At 65.1% G+C, this 24,122-nt stretch carries 24 protein-coding genes; 20 read left to right on the top strand and 4 right to left on the bottom strand.

Features of this window, described 5'->3' with window-relative positions; all coding sequences use genetic code 11:
- Both RUGAMON1_RS12320 and RUGAMON1_RS12315 read right to left on the bottom strand, forming a co-directional pair.
- Positions 1–1,324, bottom strand: a 1,324-nt coding sequence (locus RUGAMON1_RS12320; RefSeq protein WP_445230774.1) for a DEAD/DEAH box helicase, incomplete at its 3' end; no start/stop codon positions are given.
- A 225-nt stretch (positions 1,325–1,549) separates the two neighbouring features.
- Positions 1,550–2,347, bottom strand: a complete 798-nt coding sequence (locus RUGAMON1_RS12315) for an inositol monophosphatase family protein (RefSeq protein ID WP_445230784.1) — start codon at positions 2,345–2,347, stop codon at positions 1,550–1,552.
- 341 nt (positions 2,348–2,688) lie between these two features.
- Between RUGAMON1_RS12315 and RUGAMON1_RS12310 the strand changes: the two genes are divergently transcribed.
- The 5 genes from RUGAMON1_RS12310 to RUGAMON1_RS12290 all read left to right on the top strand — a co-directional run bounded on the left by RUGAMON1_RS12310 (position 2,689) and on the right by RUGAMON1_RS12290 (position 6,697).
- Positions 2,689–3,483 carry an alpha/beta fold hydrolase gene (locus RUGAMON1_RS12310; RefSeq protein ID WP_445230773.1) on the top strand — a complete coding sequence of 265 codons (795 nt, stop codon included), beginning with the start codon at positions 2,689–2,691 and terminating at the stop codon, positions 3,481–3,483.
- A gap of 159 nt (positions 3,484–3,642) precedes the next feature.
- Positions 3,643–4,164, top strand: coding sequence for a GNAT family N-acetyltransferase (locus RUGAMON1_RS12305; RefSeq protein WP_445230772.1), 522 nt, complete (start codon positions 3,643–3,645; stop codon positions 4,162–4,164).
- 40 nt (positions 4,165–4,204) lie between these two features.
- On the top strand, positions 4,205–5,056 hold the full coding sequence (locus RUGAMON1_RS12300) for a helix-turn-helix transcriptional regulator (protein ID WP_445230771.1): 852 nt from the start codon (positions 4,205–4,207) through the stop codon (positions 5,054–5,056).
- Between the two features lie 114 nt (positions 5,057–5,170).
- Complete coding sequence (locus tag RUGAMON1_RS12295) at positions 5,171–5,785, top strand: LysE family translocator (RefSeq protein WP_445230770.1); 615 nt, start codon at positions 5,171–5,173, stop codon at positions 5,783–5,785.
- Between the two features lie 123 nt (positions 5,786–5,908).
- A complete protein-coding gene (locus RUGAMON1_RS12290) occupies positions 5,909–6,697 on the top strand; it encodes an RNA methyltransferase (protein ID WP_445230769.1) in 789 nt (262 codons plus the stop codon).
- Positions 6,698–6,703: 6 nt separating this feature from the next.
- Here the strand turns inward: RUGAMON1_RS12290 and RUGAMON1_RS12285 are convergent, their stop codons facing one another.
- Complete coding sequence (locus tag RUGAMON1_RS12285; protein ID WP_445230768.1) at positions 6,704–8,101, bottom strand: hypothetical protein; 1,398 nt, start codon at positions 8,099–8,101, stop codon at positions 6,704–6,706.
- A 191-nt stretch (positions 8,102–8,292) separates the two neighbouring features.
- Between RUGAMON1_RS12285 and RUGAMON1_RS12280 the strand changes: the two genes are divergently transcribed.
- The 15 genes from RUGAMON1_RS12280 (at position 8,293) to RUGAMON1_RS12210 (ending at position 23,641) form a co-directional block, all read left to right on the top strand.
- Positions 8,293–8,673, top strand: a complete 381-nt coding sequence (locus RUGAMON1_RS12280; protein WP_445230767.1) for a hypothetical protein — start codon at positions 8,293–8,295, stop codon at positions 8,671–8,673.
- A 242-nt stretch (positions 8,674–8,915) separates the two neighbouring features.
- Positions 8,916–9,440: a twin-arginine translocation signal domain-containing protein gene (locus tag RUGAMON1_RS12275; protein ID WP_445230766.1), complete on the top strand. Its 525-nt coding sequence runs from the start codon at positions 8,916–8,918 to the stop codon at positions 9,438–9,440.
- Positions 9,437–11,098 (top strand): GMC family oxidoreductase N-terminal domain-containing protein, encoded by a 1,662-nt coding sequence (locus tag RUGAMON1_RS12270; RefSeq protein WP_445230765.1) that lies wholly within the window; start codon positions 9,437–9,439, stop codon positions 11,096–11,098. The genes RUGAMON1_RS12275 and RUGAMON1_RS12270 overlap by 4 nt, the downstream gene beginning before the upstream one ends.
- A 27-nt stretch (positions 11,099–11,125) precedes the next feature.
- Positions 11,126–12,082, top strand: coding sequence for an esterase/lipase family protein (locus RUGAMON1_RS12265; RefSeq protein ID WP_445230764.1), 957 nt, complete (start codon positions 11,126–11,128; stop codon positions 12,080–12,082).
- 72 nt (positions 12,083–12,154) lie between these two features.
- Entirely contained in the window at positions 12,155–13,639 is a 1,485-nt protein-coding gene (locus tag RUGAMON1_RS12260) for a PAS domain-containing sensor histidine kinase (protein WP_445230763.1), read from the top strand.
- Between the two features lie 16 nt (positions 13,640–13,655).
- Positions 13,656–17,315, top strand: coding sequence for an EAL domain-containing protein (locus RUGAMON1_RS12255; protein WP_445230762.1), 3,660 nt, complete (start codon positions 13,656–13,658; stop codon positions 17,313–17,315).
- 2 nt (positions 17,316–17,317) lie between these two features.
- On the top strand, positions 17,318–18,547 hold the full coding sequence (locus RUGAMON1_RS12250; RefSeq protein WP_445230761.1) for a DUF1444 domain-containing protein: 1,230 nt from the start codon (positions 17,318–17,320) through the stop codon (positions 18,545–18,547).
- Between the two features lie 102 nt (positions 18,548–18,649).
- Entirely contained in the window at positions 18,650–19,393 is a 744-nt protein-coding gene (locus RUGAMON1_RS12245) for a substrate-binding periplasmic protein (RefSeq protein ID WP_445230760.1), read from the top strand.
- A 63-nt stretch (positions 19,394–19,456) separates the two neighbouring features.
- Complete coding sequence (locus RUGAMON1_RS12240) at positions 19,457–19,744, top strand: phasin family protein (protein WP_445230759.1); 288 nt, start codon at positions 19,457–19,459, stop codon at positions 19,742–19,744.
- Between the two features lie 122 nt (positions 19,745–19,866).
- The gene (locus RUGAMON1_RS12235) at positions 19,867–20,532 is read left to right on the top strand and encodes a TetR/AcrR family transcriptional regulator (protein ID WP_008446927.1); all 666 of its coding nucleotides are present in this window, start codon (positions 19,867–19,869) and stop codon (positions 20,530–20,532) included.
- A gap of 16 nt (positions 20,533–20,548) precedes the next feature.
- Entirely contained in the window at positions 20,549–21,334 is a 786-nt protein-coding gene (locus RUGAMON1_RS12230) for a tetratricopeptide repeat protein (RefSeq protein ID WP_445230758.1), read from the top strand.
- The gene (locus RUGAMON1_RS12225) at positions 21,331–21,867 is read left to right on the top strand and encodes an LOG family protein (RefSeq protein WP_445230757.1); all 537 of its coding nucleotides are present in this window, start codon (positions 21,331–21,333) and stop codon (positions 21,865–21,867) included. The genes RUGAMON1_RS12230 and RUGAMON1_RS12225 overlap by 4 nt, the downstream gene beginning before the upstream one ends.
- Before the next feature lie 26 nt (positions 21,868–21,893).
- Positions 21,894–22,670, top strand: a complete 777-nt coding sequence (locus RUGAMON1_RS12220) for a substrate-binding periplasmic protein (protein WP_445230756.1) — start codon at positions 21,894–21,896, stop codon at positions 22,668–22,670.
- Between the two features lie 105 nt (positions 22,671–22,775).
- On the top strand, positions 22,776–23,069 hold the full coding sequence (locus RUGAMON1_RS12215) for a putative quinol monooxygenase (RefSeq protein WP_445230755.1): 294 nt from the start codon (positions 22,776–22,778) through the stop codon (positions 23,067–23,069).
- A 20-nt stretch (positions 23,070–23,089) separates the two neighbouring features.
- Positions 23,090–23,641, top strand: a complete 552-nt coding sequence (locus RUGAMON1_RS12210) for an RNA polymerase sigma factor (protein ID WP_445230754.1) — start codon at positions 23,090–23,092, stop codon at positions 23,639–23,641.
- Here RUGAMON1_RS12210 and RUGAMON1_RS12205 read toward each other — a convergent pair.
- A complete protein-coding gene (locus RUGAMON1_RS12205; protein ID WP_116989574.1) occupies positions 23,592–24,110 on the bottom strand; it encodes a M48 family metallopeptidase in 519 nt (172 codons plus the stop codon). The genes RUGAMON1_RS12210 and RUGAMON1_RS12205 overlap by 50 nt on opposite strands.
- Between the last annotated feature and the right edge of the window lie 12 nt (positions 24,111–24,122).

The following is a 24,122-nucleotide window of genomic DNA, read 5'->3' as shown; positions in this document are numbered from 1 at the left end:
CGCCTGGCGCGCGTGGCTTGCCGCCGCCGTTGCCGCCGCCGCCACCTGGCTTGGCGCCGGCTGCGGCAGGCTTGCCGCGTCCGCCGCCGCCGTTACGGCCGCCGCCGCCACCGCCGTTGCGATGGCCGGGGCCGCCGCTGCGCAGTTGCACCGGTTGCGGACGCGCGTTCAGGTCCGGCTCGAAGCCGGGTATCACTTCACGCGGCAGGGTTTGCTTGATCAGCTTCTCGATGTCCTTCAGCATGTCGTGCTCGTCCACGCAGACCAGCGACACCGCTTCGCCGGTGGCGCCGGCGCGGCCGGTACGGCCGATGCGGTGCACATAGTCTTCCGGAATGTTCGGCAGGTCGTAGTTGACCACGTGCGGCAGCTGGTCGATGTCGATGCCGCGTGCGGCGATGTCGGTGGCCACCAGCACCTGCAGCTTGTTGTCCTTGAACTCGGACAGCGCCTTGGTGCGCGCCGACTGGCTCTTGTTGCCGTGGATCGCCATCGCGCCGATGCCGTCGTTGCCCAGCTGTTCGACCAGCTTGTTGGCGCCGTGCTTGGTGCGGGTGAACACCAGCACCTGGTGCCAGTCGTTGGTCTTGATCAGGTGCGACAGCATCGGGTGCTTCTTGTCGCGGTCGACCGGGTGGATCATCTGGGCGATCACTTCGACCGCCGAATTGCGGCGCGCCACTTCGATCATGGCCGGCTTGTTCAGCAGGCCGTCGGCCAGGGCCTTGATCTCGTCCGAGAAGGTGGCCGAGAACAGCAGGTTCTGGCGTTTCGGCGGCAGCGCGGCCAGCACTTTCTTGATGTCGCGGATGAAGCCCATGTCCAGCATGCGGTCGGCTTCGTCCAGGATCAGGATTTCCACCTGCGACAGGTTGACGGTGCGCTGTTCCATGTGGTCCAGCAGGCGGCCAGGCGTGGCGACCAGGATGTCGACGCCATGCTTGAGCTGCTTGATCTGCGGGTTGATGCCGACGCCGCCGAAGATCACGGTGGAGTTCAGCTTGGTGTACTTGCCGTAGATGCGTACGCTTTCCTCGACCTGGGCCGCCAGTTCGCGGGTCGGGGTCAGGATCAGCGCGCGGATCGGGCGGGCAGTGGTGTTGCTGGTGATCGCCGCGCCTTTGGCGTCGGTCGACAGGCGGTGCAGGATGGGCAGGGTGAAGCCGGCGGTCTTGCCGGTGCCGGTTTGTGCGCCTGCCAGCAGGTCGCCGCCATTCAGAACGGCAGGGATCGCCTGCTGTTGAATAGGGGTGGGCGAGGTGTAGCCGGCTTCGGTAACAGCGCGGACGATAGCGTCGGACAAACCGAGGGTAGAGAATGACATGAATGACTTTTTGTTAAGATAGGCCTGTCGCGTTCAAGGCGCCAGTCGCAGGCAATCAGAGTGGATGACACTGCGGCTAAAGGACTGGTCAGAGTGCCGCAGGCCTGAGTATAACAGCTAAGTTCATCACTTGTTTCAACTAGGAAATAAAAAATCCCCTGTGCGCATGAGACGGCCAAGGCCGCCCCATCGCCACAGGGGATTTTTTTTGTAACAAAAAGTTATTTATGCCTTCGGCTGCTCACCGAACTGCGACAGCAGGCCGACCATCTGGCCGAAGATCTTCGGGCTGGCGGCGATGATGTCGCCCTTGTACAGGTAATCGGACTCGCCGCTGAACTCGCCGACGATGCCGCCCGATTCCGTCACCATCAGGGCGCCGGCGGCGATGTCCCAAGGCTTCAGGCCTTTTTCGTAGAAGCCGTCCAGGCGGCCGGCGGCCACGTAGGCCAGGTCCAGCGCGGCGCTGCCCGGGCGGCGCACGCCGTGGCAGCGTTCGGCCATGATGCCGTACATCTTCAGGTATTCGTCCAGCGCCTTGGCGTTGCCGGCCACGTAGCCGGTCGACAGCAGCGCGTTGGCGATGCGGTCCAGCTTGGTGACGCGGATGCGCTTGTCGTTCAGGTAGGCGCCGGCGCCCTTGGTGGCGGTGAACAGGTCGTTGCGCACCGGGTCGTAGATCACGGCCTGGGTGATCACGCCGCGCTGCGACAGCGCGATCGAGATCGAGTATTGCGGGAAGCCGTGCATGAAGTTGGTGGTGCCATCGAGCGGGTCGATGATCCAGGTGTATTCAGTCTCGTCGTTGGCGTTCTTGGACGGGCCCGACTCTTCGCACAGGAAGGCGTGGTCGGGATAAGCTTTGGACAGCACCTCAACGATGGCCTGTTCGGCCGCCTGGTCGACGTCGGTGACGAAGTCCTTGTGGTTTTTCTCGGTGACGATGACGCGGTCGAGGTCGAACGACGCGCGGTTGATGACGGCGGCGGCGCGGCGGGCGGCTTTGATCGCCGTGTTGAGCATTGGGTGCATGTAAGCTTTTCCGTTAAAAGAACGCTAACGCCCACCGGGGGCCTCAGCCTGCCCGGCAGCACATTAGTGTACAAGAGTGAATTAAAGAGCGGAGCGGCGCCGACAGGGTGAAATCCCGGAGAATTTGTGTATCGATACCGCGCAATAGCGCTATTTTAAATGAACCTGCTTGAAATCAACACCAATCTTTTCAAATAGCTGGGATTTTCGCGGTCGGGACCAGGCTTGACTAAAATTCGGGCAATTGATAGGATGACATTACTTTGAAAACGCCCTCCCGGTTCGCCGGGAGGGCGTTTCATTTTGTTTCCTCCAACAAGCAAGGAAGCAAAATGAAAACATACGTTGAAATCAGCCACGGGGCTGGCGACACCCTCGGATATCTGCGGTATGGCGAGGGCCCGATCCACGTCTTGATCATGCATGACTGGCTGGGAGATCACGCCAACTACAAGGCCGTCCTGCCCCATCTTGACGGTCACGCGTTTAGCTACGTCTTTGTCGATCTGCGTGGCTACGGGCTGTCCATCGGGTTGGTTGGCGAATACACTGTAGACGAGATCGCATCCGATTGCCTTGGGCTCGTCGCCCGGCTCGGTTGGACACGCTTCCATGTGGTTGGCCACTCAATGACTGGAATGATCACGCAACGTCTTGCCGCCGACGCGCCGTCTGGTGTCGTGAGTGCGATCGCGGTGTGCCCCGTTTCCGCGGCCGGAAATCGTTTAAGTCCTGAGGCTTTCGCTTTCTTCGCCAGCACGGTAGTTGATGACGAGGCACTTCGGCGCCTGTTCAAATTCGTGGGCGGTGGTCTGTCCGACGAATGGATTGATCGCAAGGTCCGGCAAAGCCGCGGTTCGATCGCTCGCGGATGCCGGGCGAGGTATCTCGACATGCTGGTCACGGCCAATTTTGTCGACGACGTTCGAGGTCTTGAAACACCGTATTTGGTGATGGTCGGTGACAACGATCCTGGACTGGATTGCGCAGCCATGGAACGCACCTTTCTATCGTGGCATCCAAACGCGATACTTCACGTCATCCCCTGCGGTCACTACCCGATGGAGGAGGCGCCGCATAATTTTGCCACCGTTATCGAAGACTTTTTGAGACGCCACGCCGTTTGATCTGACGGGAGAGAGGCCGATACTCGCGGACATATCCGGGCACGGCCCGGATTGTCCGCAGTGGGCCGGAAGGCCAAGGTCGACGGGCAGCGGAAGCGGTACTGCATGACGTACAATGTTTTCCACATTATTCAAGCGTCCGGACCCGGACCGTATCCTATGATCAAACCGACCGAATTGTTGTCAGTCCGCGAAGCCTGTATCCAGGATCGGCGGCGCGTTCAAGAGATCGCCGCGGAGTCCATGCGCCACTTCGGGCTTGAGCCGGATTTTGCCACGCTGGACATCGACCTCGGCAGATTCGGCGCAGCCGCAACGCACACCGTGGCGCAGCTGGTCGCGGAAATTGGCGGCTCGGTCATCGGATCGCTGATCCTCACACGCAAGGACTCAAACACCCTCAAGCTAACGGGTTTCTACGTCCATGGTTCCGCGCGCGGCAAGGGCGCGGGCAAGGCCTTGCTACACCGCGCCATAGCCGCCGCCAGGAGTCACGGCTATACCGCGATCTATCTTGAAACCTGGAGTCAGATGCATTCCGCCGTTCACCTCTACAAGTCGTTTGGCTGGACCCTGGACCAGGCTTTGGATCCGAGCACCGGGGCAGAGTGGTCCTATGTCCTGCAGATCCCCGGCGCCGAGGGCGAGACGCCGACGGCCACGAAGACCTTGCAGGACTAAGAGCCGGGACAACCAGGACCGCAGGCTGGGACTTTATTTCATGACCGCCCCTCCAGATCATCAATGCCGCCTCGTGGGTACTCCCTGGGAGGGGCTGCACTGCACGACCATCGAGAGCGCGCGCCACTACGGCAAGCACTGGCATGCGACCTACGGCGTGGGACTGCTGGAGCATGGCGCCCAGACCTCGGCCAGCGGCCGCGGCATGGTGGATGCCTATGCCGGCGACCTGATCACGACCAATCCCGGCGAGGTTCATGATGGCCGCCCGCTCGGAGGACCGTCGCGCCGCTGGCGGATGGTGTACCTGGATCCCGGCGTGATCGCTTCGATGAACGGTCATCCCGGATCCGGCGCTGCGCAGTCGCGCGACGTGGAGTTCACGCGCCCTGTCATCCGCGACGCGCGACTGACTACCGCGTTGCGGCAACTGTTCGCCCGGCTTGACGATTGGCATGCGGGACCAGCTGCTGTCGCGGGCGGCGCCGAACTGGCATGCGAAGAATCGCTGGTGCGCCTGTGCGCGCTGCTGTTGAACCACCATGCCACAAGCGCACCGATCCTCGAAGTGCGCGGCGACGTGAGAAAGGTGCGCGATCGGCTCGCCGACGACCTGCTCGACCCGCCGACGCTCACGGAAATGGCGACCATGACCGGCCTGAGCAAATACCAGGTATTGCGGCGATTCGAGAAAACCTACGGCGTGCCACCTCACGCATGGTTGTTGCTGCAGCGTGCGGAACGGGCGCGCATCCTGATCCGCGACGGCGTGAGTCTGGCCCATGCGGCGGCATCCTGTGGTTTTGCGGATCAGAGCCACATGACGCGTCTCTTCGTGCGCCAGTTCGGCTTCACCCCCGGCGCTTGGCAGCAAGTCGTTAAAAATTCCTAACTCTGCAATAACGTTCAAGACGCGAGCCTGAGCGATTGCGATACTGGGCCGGCCACTCGACGTCGGCCCGCCCCCCCTCTGGCGCGTGCCGGCACCTACTAGAAAGCCCGCCACATGATCACACTCCAGTTCCTCGTCACGTCACTCATCGTCGTCCTGATTCCGGGTACCGGCGTGGTGTTCACCATTTCGACCGGCATCGTGCAGGGGCGCAGCGCAAGCGTGTCCGCGGCCATCGGCTGTACCGCGGGCATCGTGCCGCATTTGGTCGCCACCGTTCTGGGATTGGCGGCGCTGATGCACGCCAGTGCCCTCGCGTTCCAGATCCTCAAGTTCGCGGGCGTCGCCTACCTGCTCTATCTGGCAATCGTGACGTGGAAAGACAAGTCTGCATTGGCCATGGCCGGTGCGCAGAACGCCAACTCCGCCACGCGCCTCATGCTCAAGGCGTTTCTGCTCAATATCCTGAATCCCAAGCTCACGATTTTCTTTCTCGCGTTCTTGCCCCAGTTTGTCGAGCCGGCCGCAGCGGCGCCGCTGACGCAGATGCTGGTCTTAAGCGGCGTCTTCATGGCAATGACCTTCGTCGTATTCGTGATCTACGGCTTTCTCGCACACGCGTTCCGCCGCGCCGTCATCGAGTCGCCGCGTGTGCAAGCGTGGCTGCGTCGCGGCTTTGCAGCGGCATTTGCCGGCCTCGCGGCCAACCTTGCGCTCTCTGAACGTTAGCGCTCAAATTTGCGGGCGGGCTTCAGAGGCGAGGACAGGTTAAAATTCCGGTTTTCAGGGCAGAGTAGCGGCAATCTCGCCGCAATCCCTTGTTTATCGATATTGCACCCGATTCCCCATTTAATGAACCTGCCCGAAATCAATACCAATCTTTTCAAACAGCTGCGATTTATCCTGGTCGAGACCAGCCGCGCGGGCAATATCGGCGCCGTGGCGCGGGCCATGAAAACCATGGGTTTCAGCGACCTGGTGCTGGTGACGCCCCGTTTCGAACACGCGCTGCAAGACCCGGAGGCGGTGGCCTTCGCCAGCGGCGCCGGCGACATCCTGGCCGGCGCGCGGGTGGTCGGCAGCATGGCCGAGGCGCTGGACGGCGTCAATTTCGCTGCCGCCGTGTCGGCCAGGCTGCGCGAGTATTCGCCGCCGGTGCTGACCCCGCGCGAGGTGGCGGGGCAGCTGGCGGCCCAGCCGGCGCTGCACGCCGCCCTCATTTTCGGCAACGAGCGTTTCGGCCTGCCGAACGAGATCGTCGAGAAATGCAATGTCTTGATCAATATTCCGGCCAACCCGGACTACTCGTCGCTGAACCTGTCGCAGGCGGCGCAGGTGCTGGCCTACGAATGCCGGATGGCGGTGCTGGACGGCGCGCCGCCGGCGATGAATGTGCGCCAGCCCAGCGGCGACGCCAACGAGATCGGCTTCCAGGGCGAGGCCGCCAGCGCCGCGCAGATCGAGGGCATGTACCAGCACCTCGAACAGTCGCTGGTGGAGATCGGCTTCCTCGACGCCGGCAATCCGCGCAAGCTGATGCCGCGCCTCAAGCGCATGTTCGCCCGCGCCCAGCTCGAGACCGAGGAAGTCAACATCCTGCGCGGCATCGCCCGCCACATGGTGGGCAAGCGCCGCGACTGACGCTGTTTAGTGCGGCACGGCCCCCATGCGCGCGGCCGCCACCGCCTTGGCAAAGGCCTCGTTAAATCCGTCGCCCATGCGCCATGGCCCGGTCGCGCCGTCGCGCACGAACACGAAGTCGCCCTCGAGCGTGGTCGAGCTGCTGGCGCCGATGGCTGTCAGCAGCGGATCGTTGCGCTCGATCAGCAGGCGGCAGCTGTAGGCGGTGCCGGCCGCAATCTCCCGGCACGGCGCGATCGGTTCGACTTCGGCGATCTCGCGGCTGCGCTCGGGCGAATCCGGGGCCAGCTTGGGGATGTCGGACGACGGCGTGTCCGGCTTCAGGTGGCGGGCGCCCGGCAAGGCCGACGCCATCATCTGCTCGACGCCGGCGCGGAACGCGCGCTCGGCGGCGGCGCGTCCGACCGGTTCGGCCAGGTTGACGAACTTGCCGTCCGGCGCCAGATGGCCGAAGCGCGCCTCGACGATGGCGGGCGAGGCCCCGATCACGTTGAAGTCCTGCTTGTCGGTCGCGCTCGGTTCGATCGTGAACGCGTACGGCATTGCGTCGTCCTGCGCCTTCAGCGTGGCCTTGCAGCCGCGGATGCGGGGCTCGCTGGCGTAACCCACTTCCTTGACGTCGGTGATGCGCGGCTGCCCCACTGGCTCGCTGCGGCCCATGGCGCTGTTGCTGCCGTCGATGCTGACGCGCAGCATCAGGGCGTTCAGCGTGCCGATGGTCGCCTTGTCGGCGCAGCCCGGCGTCGGCGCCGGCCCGACCGTGTTCCAGATGTAGACGCTGAACGCCAGCAGCGGCAAGGCGATCCACATCCACGCCGGGCCGGGCAGCAGCGCGCGCAGGAAGGCGCTCTTGGCGGCGTTGTGCTCGCGGTCGAGGCGTTCAACGTCCTGCAGTATACCGGCGCGGCGGACGTCGCCGGCGGCGCCGTCGCGGCGCAGGTCCTTCAGGCGGCGCCCGCTGATATGGCCGGTCTGCGCCATCCAGACGAAGGCCTCGCCGGGCGACTCCAGCAACAGGTTTTGCGGTACGTGCGGCAGTATCCGATCGAGCTCGGCCTGCGTGATCAGGCCGCTCGATGCCAGCACGCCGAGCGTATCGCGGTTGATTTTCTCGCGCGCACTGACCAGCTTGGTCAGCGTGTCGCTGACGATGTCCAGGTGGCGCTCGCACTCCTCGCCGGCGTAGGTGGTGCCGATGTGGGTGCAGGCGCGCTGCATGTCGTCCGGCGTGACGATGTCGCGCTGGAGCATCCACACCAGCTGGTCGGACAGGCTGGTCATCGCCGCCAGTTCGGCCGCGCCCGGCTCGGCCAGTGCGCGGCGACGCTGGCCGGCGCTGATGATGCCGATCGCGTGCAGTGTGTCGAGGCCGGGGATGGCGGTGATGGCGGTGTCGGAGGTCATGAAAGCCCATGGCGTGAATAAAGGTTATTTATTTTATAATTTCACGCGATGGCGCGTCGCACGGCTCAGTCGGTTCTGGCGGCCTTGACGGCGTTGCGGTATTCGTTGGCAAAGCCGGGGATCGGCCGCCACGCGCCGGTCGCGGCATCTCGCTCGAAAGTGAAATCGCTGTTGAGCAGCGTGGCGGAAGGTTGTCCTGTCGCCGCCAGGCCGGGGTCGTCGCGCGCGACCAGCAGCCGGCAGCGGTGGGCGCCGCTGGACCGGACCTGGAGGCACGCGGAGGTCGGCTGCAGATCGCTGATCGCCTGGCGCTCGCGCGCGGCGTCGGGCAGCTGGGCTATGCCGTCGAAAAAGGCCTTGCTCAGCGCGGCTTGGCCGATCGGGGCGGCGCGGTCCCTGGGGAGGTGCTTATAGCGGTCGAGCCGGCCGAAGCGCTCTTCGATAATCGCTGCGGCGCCGCCGATGAGCTGGTAGGTCCCGGCATCGTTCTGCTTCAGCAGGGCGAAGCTAAACGGACGTTCGATGAGGCCGAAGGTCAGCGTGCCCGCGCACGCGCGGATGGCGGGAGATAAACAGCAGGAGCAATACCCATAGCCACCAGGGGCCCAACAAATAGGGGAACAGCTTATCGTCGCGGGTTTCGAAGGGCATGTGGGGGCTGGTTTTGATTGTTATTCATTTTACAATAACCTGTGTTTGCGCAGCGTACGGTTTCGCGGTACCGACTAGACGCCATACTCTATTTTTTGCGCTCAGGGTTGTCCGCCCGTTCACGTACACTAGCTGGATTAAAAAAATACAGACGGACGGAGACATGACCACCCGCAGATCTTTCCTCAAGGTCGGCGCGGCCGCTGCGATCACCCTCGCAGTCGGCGGCGCCATCTATCGCCTGGCGAACCCGCCGGCGCTGCCCAACCCCTTCACGCTGGACGGCGACGCCAAGGCCGTGCTGGCGGCCATCGTGCCGGCGATGCTGGGCCCGGTGCTGCCGGCCGAGGCGTCCGCGCGCGCGGCGGCGCTGGGCGACGCCATGGCGCGCACGCTGGCCGCCATCCATGGCCTGCCGTTGTCGACCCAAAAAGAAGTGCAAGACCTGTTCGGCCTGCTGGCGCTGGGCCCCGCGCGGCGCCTGCTGGCGGGCGTCTCCGGCGGCTGGGCGCAGGCCACGCCGGAGGCGGTCGCCGCCTTCCTGGAAAGCTGGCGCCACCACCGCCTCGCCATGCTGCAGACCGCCTACCTGGCGCTGCATGATCTGATCCTCGGCCCGTGGTATGCGGAGCCGTCCTCGTGGGTTGGCATCGGCTATCCCGGCCCGCTGAAGGAGCTGCTGAAATGAGCCAGCCGAACACCAACATTCCCATCCTCCCCTCCAAGGGCCCGATCCCCGACCCGATCCGGGCCGGCCTGGCCGCCGGCTGGCGCGTCACCGACTGCGCGCGGCTGGACGCCGACCTGACGCTGGAAGCCGACGTGATCATCGTCGGCAGCGGCGCCGGCGGCGGCGTCAGCGCCGAGATCCTGGCGCTGTCCGGCCTGCGCGTGCTGATCGTCGAGGAGGGCGCGCTGCGCTCCTCGTCCGACTTCAACATGAAGGAGGCCGAAGCCTATCCGCAGCTGTACCAGGAATCGGCGGCGCGCAAGACGCGCGACAAGGGCATCAACATCCTGCAGGGGCGCACCGTCGGCGGCAGCACCACCGTCAACTGGACCAGCAGCTTCCGCACGCCCGACATCACGCTGGCGTATTGGACTAAACAGTATGGTTTAAAGGACTACACGCCGGAAAAACTGGCGCCGTGGTTCGGCATGATGGAGCAGCGCCTCAACATCAGCGACTGGGCCGCCGCGCCCAACGAGAACAACGACCTGCTGCGCCGCGGCGCCGCCAAGCTGGGCATCCCGACCGGGTTGATACGGCGCAACGTCAACGGCTGCTGGAACCTGGGCTACTGCGGCATGGGCTGCCCGACCAACGCCAAGCAGTCGATGCTGGTGACCACCATCCCCGGCGCGCTGACCCAGGGCGCGACCTTGCTGACGCGCGCCCGCGCCGAGCGCTTCGTGATCCAGGGCGACAAGGTGGCGCAGCTCGATTGCGTGGCGCTGGACGACGCCGGCCGCGCGCCGACCGGACGCCGCATCACGCTGCGCGCCAAACACTACATCGTCGCCGGCGGCGCCATCAACTCGCCGGCGCTGCTGCTGCGCTCGGGCGCGCCCGATCCGCACGGCCTGCTCGGCAAGCGCACCTTCCTGCATCCGGTGGTGATCTCGGCCGGCACCTTCGACCAGCGCGTGGACGGCTACGCCGGCGCGCCGCAGACGGTGTACTCCGATCACTTCCTGCACAACAACCCGATCGACGGCGCCATCGGCTACAAGCTGGAAGTGCCGCCGCTGCATCCGCTGCTGCTGGCCACCACCACCGCCGGCTTCGGCGCCCAGCACGCCGGCGACATGGCGCAGTTCCCGCACAAGCAGGCCATCCTGGCGCTGCTGCGCGACGGCTTCCACGCCGACGCCCCCGGCGGCAGCGTGGTGCTCGACAGCCGCGGCGCGCCGGTGCTCGATTATCCGATCAGTGATTTCATCTGGGACGGCGCGCGCCGCGCCTTCCTGACGATGGCCGAGATCCAGTTCGCCGCCGGCGCGCAGGATGTGTCGCCGGTGCACGAGTCGGCGCCGCGCTACACCAGCTGGGCGCAGGCCAAGGCCGGCATCGCCGCGCTGCCGCTCAAGCTGCTGGCGACGCGGGTGGTGTCGGCCCACGTGATGGGCGGCTGCACCATGTCGGACGACCAGCGCCAGGGCGTGTGCGGCGCCGACGGCCGCTACCACGGCCTGGCCAACCTGTCGGTGTACGACGGCTCGCTGTTCCCGACCTCGATCGGCGCCAATCCGCAGCTGTCGATCTTCGGCGTGGTGGCGCGGCTGGCCAGCGGCCTGGCGCAGCAGCTGACCGGCAAGCCGGCGGCGCGGCCGCTGCGCACCTGATCTTGCCGGCGGGGGTATGATGGCGGCATGATCAAACGCTGGATTATCCTGTTGCTGGCCGTCCAAGCCGGCGCCGCGCTGGCGCTGGCGGCCGGCCTGTACCAACTGTGGCGGCCGGCCTGGCTGGCTTCGTTCAATTCACCGTTCAATGCGCCGCTGACGGCGCTGGCCTGCCTCGCCATCGGCCTGGCGGCGGTGCTGCTGGTGCGGCTGGCGCTGTCGGTCAACAACTTCGTGCTCAGCTCGCGCGCCGGCAAGGGCGCGCCGACGCCGGCCGCGCATGCGCTCAATCCGGCGCGCGCCGCCAGCCTGTTCCTGCACGAATTCAGCGCCTCGATGCTGACTTCGAGCTACTACATGCTGCGTCCGCTCGGCATGCGCTTGCAGCCGCAGGCGCGCGGCCTGCCGGTGCTGCTGATCCACGGCTACGCCTGCAACAGCGGCTACTGGCGGCCGCTGAGCGCGCAACTGGCGCGCGCCGGCATCAGCCACTACGGCATCGACCTGGAGCCGCCGGGCGCCTCGATCGACGCCTATGCGCCGCAGGTGCAGGCCGCCATCGAGCGGCTGTGCGCGGAGACTGGCAGCAAGCAAGTGATCATCGTCGGCCACAGCATGGGCGGGCTGGTGGCGCGCGCCTGGCTGCGCCGCTACGGCGCGGCCGCCGTGGCGCGCGTGATCACGCTGGGTACGCCGCACCACGGCACCGCGCTGGCCCATTTCGGACCGGGCGGCAACGCCGTGCAAATGCGCTACCGCAGCGAGTGGCTGGCGGCGCTGGCCGCATCTGAGGCAAATTTGCAACGTGGCTTGTTCAGTTCCATCTATTCTGTCCACGACAATATCGTCGCGCCGCAGGATTCCGGCGCGCTGCCGGGCGCGCGCAACCTGGAATTCGGCGCCATAGGCCACGTGGCGCTGGGTCGCCACCCGGTCATCCTGCGCTGCGCCCTGGACGAAATCGCCGCCGTGGCCCGATTGTGATTTTGTGTGAATATTCGCGTTGCTTGTTACTGTATGTTTATTGATGTGTACCCATGAACAACAGGCGGCGCAATGGCAACCGACTTCGGCACGCTCATCCTGAACGAAACGCCCGACGCTGTCGTGCTGACGTCGCTGGACGGGGAGGTGGTTTGCTGGACCAATGGCGCGCAAGCCATCTTCGGCTACAGCGCGGCCGAGGCGCTGGGTCGCACGCTTGCCGAGCTGATCGTACCGGCCAGCCTGCTCGACGACGAGCGCGCCGTGCTGCAGGCCACCTTGCACAGCGGCGCCGCCAACTACGAATCGATGCGCCACGCCAAGGACGGCACGCTGGTGTACATCGACAGCACGTCCAAGCTGGTGCGTGACGGGCAGGGCCGGCCCGAATATATCCTGTGGAGTAAAAAAGACGTCACCGCCTTGAAGGTGCTGCGCGACGCCAAGCTGGTGCAGGCGCGCTTCGCCGGCCTGCTGGAGTCGCTGCCGGACGCCATCATCATGGCCAACGCCGGCGGCCGCGTGGTGCTGGTCAATGCCCAGGCCGAGGCGCTGTTCGGCTACCCGGGCGGCGCCATGCGCGGCCTGGCGCTGGAGCAGTTGATGCCGGCGCGCTTCCGGCACGGCCACCTGGCGCATCGCCACGCCTACCATGCGCAGCCGGTGGCGCGGCCGATGGGCGGCGGCCGCGAGCTGTACGGCCTGCGCAGCGACGGCGTCGAGTTCCCCGTCGAGATCAGCCTGAGCCCGATCGTCACCGAGGAGGGCACGCTGGTGCTGAGCGCGATCCGCGACACCAGCGAACGCCAGCGCATCGAACGCGCGCTGCAGGAAAAGAACGCCGAACTGGCGCGCGCCAACGCCGCCAAGGACCGCTTCCTGACCGGCATGTCGCATGAATTGCGCACGCCGTTGAACGCGATTATCGGTTTTACGGGTACTATGTTGATGAAGTTGCCTGGACCTATCAATGATGACCAGGAAAAACAGCTGCGGACCGTGCAAAGCAGCGCGCGACATCTGCTATCCTTGATTAACGACTTGCTGGAACTGACCCAGATTGAAACCAGCAGCCTGGCGCTCGACCTCAAGCCCATGCCATGCCGCGCAGTGATCGACGAGATATTATTGCTGTTTGAGCCACAGGCCCGGCACAAAGGGCTGGAACTGGAATTCGTCAGCGCGCCGGACGACCTGACCGTGGTCGCCGACCGCCGCGCGCTGCAACAGATACTGATGAATTTGCTCCACAATGCGATTAAGTTCACCGACCAGGGCCGCGTCGTGGTGCGGCTGGAGCAGGGCACGGTTCATGAGCGCGCCTGTGCGACGATCAGCGTCAGCGATAGCGGCGCCGGCATCGGCGAAGACGAGCAGGCCACGCTGTTCCAGGCGTTTGCCCAGCTCGACGCCTGCAAGGCGCGGCAGCTGGAGGGGACGGGACTGGGCCTGCACCTGAGCCAGCGTCTGGCGGCGCTGCTGCACGGCGAGATTGTGTTTGAAAGTGAATCTGGCGCCGGGAGCATCTTCACCCTGGCGCTGCCGCTGGAACGATGAATAAGGGGAGCTCGACGTGTCGGCACGTATCCTGATCATAGAAGACAATGCCACCAACATGGAGTTGATGGTGTACCTGTTGCGCGCCTTCGGCTACGTGCCCTTGTCGGCCAGCGATGGCGAGGCCGGCGTGGCCGCGGCGCGGCGGGAAGTGCCGGACCTGATTATCTGCGACGTCCACCTGCCTAAGCTGGACGGCTACGGCGTGGTGGCCGCGCTCAAGGGCGACGACGCGCTCAAGCACATCCCGACCTTGGCGGTGACGGCGCTGGCGATGGCGGGCGACCGCGAGAAACTGCTGGAGGCCGGCTTCGACGGCTACATCGGCAAGCCGGTCGAGCCGGACAGCTTCGTCAAGCAGATCGAGTCTTTCTTGACCGGGGCGGTGTCGGCCCCGGCTAAATCCGACATCGCCACGATCCTGATCGTGGACGACCACGTGCTGAACCGCGAATTCCTGATGACCCTGCTGGGCTACGGCGGCCACCGGCTGCTGGAGGCGGCCAACGGCGCCGAGGGCCTGACCATGGTGCGCGCCGAAAAGCCCGACCTGGTGATCTCCGACATCCTGATGCCCAACATGGACGGCTACGAGTTCGTCACCCGCCTGCACAGCGATCCGCAGACGGCCGACGTGCCGGTGATCTTCTACACCGCCACCTACCGCGAGCGCGAGGCGATGGCCGTGGCGCAGTCGTGCGGCGTGCGCTGGGTGCTGCCCAAGCCGTCCGATCCCGAGGTGATCCTGCGCACCGTGCACGAGGCGCTGGGCCTGGCCGAGGTGGCCGAGGACGAGCAGATCCCGTCGTTCGCGCCGGAGCCGCCGCAGGAAGGGCGCTTCCACAACATCGACGACAAGGTGGCCGAATACCTGGGCGAGCTGGAGTCGAGCAGCCAGCTGCTGTCCAAGTTCGCCCACGAGACCGACGAGACGGCGCCGGAAAACCTGACGCGCATGACGCAGCGCTTGACTAGTTCACTGTCCAGCCTGCAGGCGGTGAGCCTGCGCCTGACCGCGCTGATCGAGCTGGGCATCGAACTGGGCGCCGAGCGCGATCCCGGCGCGCTGGTGGAGATCGGCTGCCGGGTGGCGCAGAACATCTGCGTCTCCAAGTACGCCTGCATTGGCGTGCTGGAGCCGGGCGCGGCCGAGCTGGCGTACTTCGCCAGCTGCGGCGCCGGCGTGCCGGCCCGGCAGATCGCGCTGGCGCCGCGCGCCGGCGTGCTGCGCGGCCTGCTGGAACAGCGCCAGGCCTGCCGCATCAACGACCTGGACGGCGACCCGGCCGTCATCGGCCTGCCGCCCAGCCATCCGCCGGTGCATTCCTTCCTCGGCGTGCCGATCGCCTCGCGCGAGCGCATCCACGGCTGGCTGTACCTGGTCGACAAGCTGGGCGCCGACGGCTTCTCCGAGGTCGACGAGCGGGTCGCCGCCACGGTGGCCGCGCAGATTTCGGTGGCCTACGAAAACCTGCTGCTGTACGACGAGATCAAGCGCCACCACGCCCAGCTGACCTTGGACATGAACGCCCGCATCCGCCTCGACGAGGACTTGCGCCGCTTCCGGCTGGCGATGGACGCCACCGCCGACGCCATCTTCCTGGTCGACCGCGCCGGCATGTGCTTTGTCGACGTCAACGTCACCGCCTGCCGCATGCTGGGTTACGAGCGCGAGGACTTCCTCAAGGTCGGCCCCAACAAGCCCGTCGAGGGCGAGCTGAACCGCCTGGAAGAGCTGTACGACAAGCTGCTGGCCGGCGACCAGAGCGGCGCCATGACCGAGCTGCTGCTATACCGCAAGGACGGCTCGCCGCTGTCGGTGGAAGTGCAGCGGCGCACCCTGCGCTCCGGCCCCAGCTGGATCCTGGTGGCGGTGGCGCGCGACATCACCGAACGCAAGGAGGCCGAGCAGCGCCTGCTCAAGCTGGCCCATTTCGACACGCTGACCGGCCTGCCCAACCGCAGCCAGTTCTACGATTCGCTGAGCCACTCGCTGCGCCAGGCCAACGATCACAAGTGGTCGCTGGCGGTGCTGTTCCTCGACGTCGACCGCTTCAAGAACGTCAACGACACGCTGGGCCACACTATCGGCGACGAACTGCTGCGGCAGTTCTCCAGCCGGCTGGTCGACTGCCTGCGGGTGCGCGACACCATCGGCCGCTTCGGCGGCGACGAATTCGCCGCCATCCTGATGCTGCCCGAAGGCGCGCAGAACGCCATCGCCGTGGTCGACAAGATCCGCGAATCGATGCGCCGGCCGTTCGACCTCAAGGGCCACGAGGTGACGGTCACGGCCAGCATCGGCATCTCGGTCTATCCGGACGACGGCGCCGATCCCGACACGCTGATCCAGTACGCCGACACCGCCATGTACCGCGCCAAGGAGGCGGGGCGCGACGCCTTCCGCTTCTTCACCTCGGAGATGAACGCGCAATCGCTGGCGCGGCTGGACCTGGAGAACGCGCTGCGGCGGGCCATCGACAACGAGGAGTTCGTGCTGCACTTCCAGCCCAAGGTCCACATCGGCACCGGCCGCATCAGCGGCGCCGAGGCGCTGATCCGCTGGAAACGGCCGGGCCACGGCATGGTGTCGCCGGCGCTGTTCATCCCGATCCTGGAAGAGACCGGGCTGATCGTGCGGGTCGGCACCTGGGTGCTGCACGAGGCCTGCCGCAAGATCGCGCTGTGGGGCAAGTCGGGCGTGGGCGCGGTGCACCTGTCGGTCAACGTCTCGGGCATCCAGTTCTTCGTCGGCGGGCTGGAGGAAGAGGTGCTGAAGGCGATCAAGGAGCACGACATCGCGCCCGAACTGCTGGAGCTGGAGCTGACCGAAAGTTCGCTGATGTCCAACGCGGAAGAGACCATCACCGTGCTGCAGAACCTGAAGGCGCTGGGGATCCAGATCTCGATCGACGACTTCGGCACCGGCTATTCCTCGCTGGCCTACCTGAAACGCTTCCCGATCGACAAGCTGAAGATCGACATCGCCTTCGTGCGCGAAGTGACCAGCAACCCGGACGACGCCGCCATCGTGCTGGCCATCATCAACATGGCGCACAGCATGAAGCTGGAAGTGATCGCCGAGGGCGTGGAGAAGGATGCGCAGCTGGCCTACCTGCGCCGCCACGGCTGCGACGAGATGCAGGGCTATTACTTCAGCCGCCCGCTGCCGGAAGAGGACTTCGAGGCGATGCTGCGCGAAGGCCGCTTCCTGCAGGCGCCGGCCGATGAAAACGTGGTCGAGCAGCAGACCCTGCTGATCGTCGACGACGACGCCTTCATGCTCGACGTGCTGACCGATTTCCTGTCGCAGGACGGCTACCGCATCCTGACCGCGCAGACCGCGGCCGAGGGCTTCGACATCCTGGCGCAGAACCGGGTGCAGGTGATCCTGTGCGACCAGTGCATGCCCTTGATGAGCGGCACCGAGTTCATGGAGCGCGTCAAGAACCTGGCGCCGGACACCTTCCGCATCATGCTGTCGGCCTATGCCGACCTGACGCCGATCATGGCCGCCATCAACCACGGCGCCATCGACCGCTTCTACACCAAGCCGTGGAAGGGCGCGGTGCTGCGCGAGAACATCCGCGAAGGCTTCCGCCTGCATGCGCAGGTGCACGGCGGCCACGCGCCGGCGCTGCCGCTGCGGCCGATCACCGAAGACGTCAAGGAGTGAGTTTGGGCCTGCTCGATTTTTTCACCGCCAAGCCAACCCAAGAGAAGTTTGCCCGACTGGCCCTGCAGGCCTTCGCCGACAGCGGCCACGCCGGACCGCTCAGCTATGACGCCGGCGAATTCCGCCTGGTCGGCGACAGCGGCAGCGCCGAGATCTACAACCTGCACAACGCCTACCGTGATTACTGCGAGGCCGGCCGCAAGCGCCGGCCCGAGGTGCTGGCCCACTACATCCGCAGCATGCAGGCGCCTGTCATGCCGGCCACCTTCGCCGAGGCGCGCGCCGGCCTGCGCCCGGTGCTGCGCGGGCGCTCCATCCTCGAATACATGCGGCTGATGCAGGCCGGCCTCCCCGCAACGCAGCCGCAGCCGTTCAAGGACGGCTCGGCGCCGTTCAGCGCGGACAGCGTGCTGATGCTGGCCTACGACAGCCCGCATTCGATCCAGACCCTGTCGCACACCGCGCTGACGGACTGGGGCGTCTCTTTCGACGCGGCGCTGGCGGTCGCGCTCGACAATCTGCGCGACATGACGGTGGCCAACTTCGTGCAGGTGGCGCCCGGCCTGCTGATGGCGGCCTGGGACGACTCGTACGAGGCCTCGCGCATCCTGCTGGCCGACCTGTTTTTCCGGCTGGAGGTGGGCGGCGATCCGGTGGTCATGATCCCGACGCGCAACCGCCTGCTGGTGGCCTCGTCCAACGACAGCGTGGCGCAGCTGGCCATGCTGGCCTTGTCGCGCAGTTTCGCCAGCGACGAGGGCCGCAGCATTTCCGCGCTGATGTATCGCTTCGAGCAGGGCAAGGCGGTCGCGTACCAGCCGGCGGACGCGGAAGTGCGGGCCCAGCTGGCGCAACTGAAAAAAATCTACCTGGCCGACGACTACGCTTCTCAAAAGCAGCTGCTGGACAAGGCCAACCAGCAGAACGAGGTCGACATCTTCGTCGCCACCTGCCAGCTGGTGCAGAGGAGGGACAGCGGACACCTGATCAGCTACGGAGTCTGGACCGAGGGCGTCGATACGCTGCTGCCGGAGGTGGACCTGGTGGCGCTGGTGCGGCCGGACGATGGCCGCGAGCACGGCGTCGGCGCCCCCAAGCTGGTGGCCTGGGACGACCTGCGCGCCAGCATCGGCGAGCTGGCCCACAGCGTGGAGGGCTACCCGGCCCGCTACCGCCTGCGCAACTTCCCCAGCCAGGACCAGCTCGACGCCCTGACGGCGCGCGAGTTCTGAGCGGCGACGTCAGGCGGAAACAACGCATAAGCTGGCGCATCGGCAAAAAATCTGGCTTACTATCAAGCTTGGTGATGGTCGAGTCCGGGGTTGATGATGCGCATGATGTCCAGTTTGTCCATATTGCTGCTGTACGCCGGTCTGGCGTGCGCCGCGGCGGACACGCCCGCGCTGAAGATCTATGGCATGGACAGCAAGCCGATCAGCTATACCGAGACCGGCCAGCCGGCCGGCATGGCGGTCGAACTGGCGCGCCGCATCCAGGACCGGTTGGGCCGGCATGACGCGATCGACATCGTGCCGTGGGTGCGGGCCCAGACGCTGGCCGAGGCCGGCCCGAACGTGATGTTGCTGACGGTGGTGCGCACCCCGGAGCGCGAGCGCCAGATGCAGTTCGTCGGCCCGATCTTCACCTCCCGCGTGGTGGCCTACGTGGTCAAGGGCCGGCTGGCCGAATTGCAGCGGCGCGACCCCGGCCTGTACAAGTCGCACGCCGGCGCGCGCCGCGGCAGCATCTTCGTCAACACCGCGCGCGGGCTGGGCTTCAACGTCACCGACGAAACCAATACCTCCGAGATCGCCGCCAAGATGCTGATGAGCGGCCGCTTCGACCTGTGGTTCGATGGCGAGGAGCTGATGCCCGGCGCCATGGAGCGCGCCGGCCACCGGCCGGACGAGATCGAGGTGGCGCTGCGGCTGGGCACGGCCGAGGTGTATTTCGCCTTTTCCAACGGCACGCCGAAAGCGCTGGTCGAGGCCTGGGCCGGCGCGCTGCGCGAGCTCAAGCGGGACGGCAGCCTGCTGAAAATCCAGCGCAAGTGGCTGGCCGCGCCGCCCGAGCATTAGAAAACGTGCTCTAGTTTTGCCGTCTACAATCCCATATCGGCAATGCAAACTCGGGAAGTTCACATGGCAAAGAAGTTGAAGCGCAATGAAGACCTGCAAACCGCTGACGTGGTACGCATGTCCTCGCAGGAGATCTGGCAGGCCGGCCTGAGCGCCTTCGCCAAGGCGCAGGAGGAGGAGGGCAAGTTCTTTTCCATGCAGCTGTTCGAGGAACGCGTGCTGCGCGCGCTGAGCTCGATCGGCGTGCCGACCGCCGGCGACGTGGCGGCGCTGAACCGGCGCATCGACGAGCTGACCCTGCAGGTGGCGGCGCTGCGGGCGGCGGAAAAGCTGAAGAATCACCGGCGTTAGGCCGGTTTGGCCGCATCTTGCGGCATCAGCCCGGCATGTGCGCGTAAAAGCACGCACGGATGTTTCTAAGATAGTCTCATCGGTGTTATGCTTGCAGGAGAATAAACAGAGGTTTCCTTGCTATGCTACAAAAAGCACCCCGCCGTACCCGCGAACGCATACTCGAACTGTCGCTGCGCTTGTTTAATGAATTCGGCGAACCGAACATCACCACCACGGTGATCGCCGAGGAGATGAATATCTCGCCGGGGAATCTGTACTACCATTTCCGTAACAAGGACGACATCGTCAACTCGATCTTCGTCCAGTTCGAGGCCGAGATCGAGCGCATCCTGACCGTGCCCAACGGCCGCCGCTCCAACATCGAGGACGTCTGGCTGTACCTGCACCTGATGTTCGAACTGATCTGGCGCTACCGCTTCTTCTACCGCGATCTCAACGACCTGCTGTCGCGCAACCGCAAGCTGGAGCTGCACTTCAAGCAGATCCTGGCGCACAAGATCAAGGTCGCCAAGCAGCTGTGCGAAGACCTGCGCAGCGAAAAATCGCTGGAAGCCTCCGACACCGCCATCGACGCCATGGCCACCAATATGGTGGTGGTGGCCACTTACTGGCTGTCGTACGAATACGTGCGCAACCCGCGCAAATACAGCGAGCAGCAATCGATGGCCGACGCGCTGGCGCGCGGCTGCTACCAGGTGCTGTCGCAGATCGGTCCCTACCTGCGCAACGAAACCAGTTTGCTGTTCCAGAAACTGTCCGAAGAATATCTGAAAAAGCTCAAGTGAGCTGACGGAGACTGCAATGGCGTGGAACCCCTTTCCTTACCCTGATCCCGCATACCTGTACACGCCGGCCAGCCTGGAAGCAGCCTGGCCGGTGCTGCATGGCGGCGACCAGGAGCCGTTCCCGGCCAACCCCTTGCTGGTGCAGGCGTGGATCGCCTTCCATGCCGGCGAATTCGAGCGGGCCGCGCGGCTGGGCCTGGACGTCGGCGTGAACGGCTATTCGGTGGCGCACAAGGCGATCTGCATCTACGCGCATTACCTGGAGCGCAGTCCGCAAAAAAAACTGGCCACCTTCGAATGCGTGGCCGAGCGCTGCGAGCGCCAGCAGCTGGAGCAACCCGATAATTCGTCCGGCTACTACTGGCATGCGTATGCGCTGGGCCAGTATTCGCAGGGAATCTCGGTGGTCAAGGCGCTGGCGCAGGGCCTGGGCGCCAAGGTGCGCAACAGCCTGGACAAGGCGATCCGCCTGGCGCCGCAACGCTCGGACGCGCACATCGCGCTGGGCGTCTACCACGCCGAGATCCTCGACAAGGTGGGCGCCATGATCGGCGGCCTGACCTATGGCGTGAAAAAAGAAGAATGTTATAAACAGTTTCAGGCCGCGCTGGCGCTGACGCCGGATTCGGCGATCGCCAAGGTCCGCTATGCGCGCGCGATGATGATGCTGGAAGGTAAAAGGAAGCAGGCCGAAGCGATCGGCCTGTGTGAGGAAGCCGCCCGCTGCGCCGTCCATGATGCGATGGAACGGCTCGACCTGGACGCGGCCAAACGAGAACTGGAAGAGGAAAAAGAGCAGTGAAAGCTATCTGCGTGTATTGCGGCGCCAACGCCGGCGTCAATCCTGTGTATGCCGAAGCGGCCCGCGCGCTGGGCCGGGCCCTGGTGGCGAGCAATCTGTCGCTGGTCTACGGCGGCGGCAATGTGGGCCTGATGGGCATCATCGCCGATGAAGTGCTGCGCATGGGCGGCGAGGTGACGGGCGTGATCCCGACCGCGCTGGTCGAGCGGGAAGTGGGCCACACCGGCCTGACGCGCCAGTTCATCGTCAAGGACATGCATGAGCGCAAAGCCATGATGGCCGAGCTGGCCGACGGCTTCATCGCCATGCCGGGCGGCATGGGCACGCTGGAAGAACTGTTTGAAATGCTGACCTGGTCGCAGCTGGGCATCCACGCCAAGCCGATCGGCCTGCTCAATGTGGACGGCTTTTATGACGGCTTGACCGGCTTCATCGAGCACGCCAGCGCGCAGGGCTTCATCCGTCCGCAGCACGCGGCGCTGATGATGTCCGCGCAGGAACCGCAGGCCTTGCTGCAACTGCTGAAGCCTTAGTCCTGGCGCCCGGGACGGTTCGGATCATGATCCTGTCCCGATTGCGCCGCCGCGCATGGTTCGCGGCGATGAGCGCGGCCTGCGCGGCGCAAGCGGCGGGCGCGGCGGAGCCTGTCGTGGTGGTGGCGCCGGACTACTGGTGTCCGTTCAGCTGCAAGGCCGGCGCCGCGCATGAGGGTTTCACCATCGATATCCTGCGGGCGGTGTTTGCCCCGCTGGGCCGGCGGGTCAACTACGAGAACCTGAACTATGCGCGCGCCTTGCTCGGCGTGCGCGCCGGCCGCTACACCGCGTCATCGCCGACCTACAAGGACGAGGCGCCGGATTTCATCTATCCGGCCACGCCGATCTCGCGCAACCGCTACTGTTTTTATACGGCGCCGCACAGCCAATGGCTCTACAAGAACGCCGCCTCGCTGGCGGGGCAGCGGGTCGGCATCGTCCAGGGCTACTCGTATGGCAAGGAGATCGACCAGGCTGTCGCGCAAAAAACCGCGGAATTCGAGGTCAACTACGGCGAGGACTTGACCTACCGGCTGGCGCGCAAGCTGCTGCTGGGACGCCTGGACAGCTTTGTCGAAGATGAAAGCCTGGTGAGCTACACCATGGCCATGCATGCCGACGTGCGGCTGCGCCAGGCCGGCTGCGCGCCGGTCAGCTATTCCTATTTCGCGTTGTCGCCGGCGCTGCCGGAGTCCCGGGCGCTGGCCAGGGAGTTCGATGAAGGCATCGCCAGGCTGCATGAGTCCGGCCAGCTGGAGCGCATCATGAAGACCTACGGTCTGCACGACTGGATGCGTTAACGCCACCGAAAAATATTTTTCTCCATGACCGATCCGTTTTGTCGCGGTTCATCGTCTTACTGAGTACGGGCCCGATCGGCGGGCCTTCCCAAGTTGAGGCCAACCATGACTACCCTGATCCTTCCCCTGACCGTCGACCCATTCAACCAGAGCAAAGTGCTGGACATGTTGCGGGACAATATACAGACCGTGATCCGCACGCTGGACGGCTGGATCGCCACCAACCTGATCGCGACCGCGGACGGCAGCCGTATCGTCATTCATTCCCAATGGCGGGACGCCGCCGCCGTGAAGGCGATGCAAACCGACCCGCGCATGGTCGCCTACTACCCGAAGCTCGCCGCCCTGGCGACGATCGAAGCCATCATGGGCGACGTGGTCCACGCGGCCAAGCCGTGAGCGGCCGGATATAATGGCCTATGGACGATGCAATGCAGGAATTTGAAAAACTGCTCGGCGAGATGCGGCCCAGGCTGCATCGCTATTGCGCCCGCATGAGCGGATCCGTGATCGATGGCGAAGACATCGTCCAGGATGCGCTGGCGAAGGCCTATGCGGCGCGCGCAGCGTTTGGCGGGCTGGATAATCCCCAGGCCTGGCTGTACCGGATCGCTCACAACGCCGCGCTCGACTTTCTGCGGCAGCGTGCGCGCGTGCCGCCGATGGAGGACGAAGATGAACTTGCCTTATTGGCGTCCCCCGATGCGCCCGATCCTGAAATTGCCGCGACCTGCCTGCGCAGCTTCATGTTGCTGCCGGCCTTGCAGCGCGGCGCGGTGATTTTGCGGGATGTGCTGGGCCACTCGCTGGAGCAGCCGGCCTATTTCGTGGCGCTCGAATTTGCCGGCGGCCAGGTCGTCGGCGTCCGCGATTTCCTGTATGCCCGGTACGCAATGGACGGGGTGGAGATACGGACTATCGTTACGCCGCCTGGCTCCACAGGCGCTTGCCCGACGCGTCCAGCTCCGTGAGATACAGGCGCAGATCGAATTCGTACTGGTGGTAATTCGGTTCCATATACGTGCACAGCTTGTAGAAGGCTTTGTCGTGCTGCTTCTCTTTGATATGCGCCAGCTCGTGGACGGCTATCATGCGCAGAAATTCAATCGGCACTTCCTTGAACAGCGTCGCCACGCGGATCTCGTGTTTGGCTTTCAGCTTGCCCCCCTGCACGCGCGAGATCGAGGTGTGCAGGCCCAGCGCGTGATTGATCACGTGGATCTTGCTGTCGTACTCGACCTTGTTGATCGGCTCGGCGTTGCGCAAATGTTCATTTTTCAAATCTTGCACATACTGGTAAAGTGCCTTGTCGGTGCGCAGTTCGTGCGCCTTGCTGTAGCGTTTGAGCAGCACTTCGCCCAGGCGGTTCTGGGCCAGGAGTTGCGATACTTGCTGCTGGGTTTGCTCGGAATAGGCGCTGAGGTACTTCAGGGAGGACATGTTGGGCACGGC

The sequence above is a fragment of the Duganella rhizosphaerae genome (genome assembly GCF_040364205.1).
GTDB lineage: Bacteria > Pseudomonadota > Gammaproteobacteria > Burkholderiales > Burkholderiaceae_D > Rugamonas > Rugamonas rhizosphaerae.
This window is presented reverse-complemented; position numbering and strand designations above follow the sequence as displayed.

Bases quoted from the DNA above. Each gene is read 5' to 3' on its own strand.
- RUGAMON1_RS12315 (WP_445230784.1), bottom strand. From the start codon at position 2,347: ATGCTCAACACGGCGATCAAAGCCGCCCGCCGCGCCGCCGCCGTCATC.
- RUGAMON1_RS12265 (WP_445230764.1), top strand. From the start codon at position 11,126: ATGATCAAACGCTGGATTATCCTGTTGCTGGCCGTCCAAGCCGGCGCC.
- RUGAMON1_RS12300 (WP_445230771.1), top strand. From the start codon at position 4,205: ATGACCGCCCCTCCAGATCATCAATGCCGCCTCGTGGGTACTCCCTGG.
- RUGAMON1_RS12305 (WP_445230772.1), top strand. From the start codon at position 3,643: ATGATCAAACCGACCGAATTGTTGTCAGTCCGCGAAGCCTGTATCCAG.
- RUGAMON1_RS12310 (WP_445230773.1), top strand. From the start codon at position 2,689: ATGAAAACATACGTTGAAATCAGCCACGGGGCTGGCGACACCCTCGGA.
- RUGAMON1_RS12295 (WP_445230770.1), top strand. From the start codon at position 5,171: ATGATCACACTCCAGTTCCTCGTCACGTCACTCATCGTCGTCCTGATT.
- RUGAMON1_RS12205 (WP_116989574.1), bottom strand. From the start codon at position 24,110: ATGTCCTCCCTGAAGTACCTCAGCGCCTATTCCGAGCAAACCCAGCAG.
- RUGAMON1_RS12270 (WP_445230765.1), top strand. From the start codon at position 9,437: ATGAGCCAGCCGAACACCAACATTCCCATCCTCCCCTCCAAGGGCCCG.
- RUGAMON1_RS12275 (WP_445230766.1), top strand. From the start codon at position 8,916: ATGACCACCCGCAGATCTTTCCTCAAGGTCGGCGCGGCCGCTGCGATC.
- RUGAMON1_RS12245 (WP_445230760.1), top strand. From the start codon at position 18,650: ATGATGTCCAGTTTGTCCATATTGCTGCTGTACGCCGGTCTGGCGTGC.
- RUGAMON1_RS12210 (WP_445230754.1), top strand. From the start codon at position 23,090: ATGGACGATGCAATGCAGGAATTTGAAAAACTGCTCGGCGAGATGCGG.
- RUGAMON1_RS12260 (WP_445230763.1), top strand. From the start codon at position 12,155: ATGGCAACCGACTTCGGCACGCTCATCCTGAACGAAACGCCCGACGCT.
- RUGAMON1_RS12215 (WP_445230755.1), top strand. From the start codon at position 22,776: ATGACTACCCTGATCCTTCCCCTGACCGTCGACCCATTCAACCAGAGC.
- RUGAMON1_RS12220 (WP_445230756.1), top strand. From the start codon at position 21,894: ATGATCCTGTCCCGATTGCGCCGCCGCGCATGGTTCGCGGCGATGAGC.
- RUGAMON1_RS12285 (WP_445230768.1), bottom strand. From the start codon at position 8,101: ATGACCTCCGACACCGCCATCACCGCCATCCCCGGCCTCGACACACTG.
- RUGAMON1_RS12240 (WP_445230759.1), top strand. From the start codon at position 19,457: ATGGCAAAGAAGTTGAAGCGCAATGAAGACCTGCAAACCGCTGACGTG.
- RUGAMON1_RS12235 (WP_008446927.1), top strand. From the start codon at position 19,867: ATGCTACAAAAAGCACCCCGCCGTACCCGCGAACGCATACTCGAACTG.
- RUGAMON1_RS12230 (WP_445230758.1), top strand. From the start codon at position 20,549: ATGGCGTGGAACCCCTTTCCTTACCCTGATCCCGCATACCTGTACACG.
- RUGAMON1_RS12290 (WP_445230769.1), top strand. From the start codon at position 5,909: ATGAACCTGCCCGAAATCAATACCAATCTTTTCAAACAGCTGCGATTT.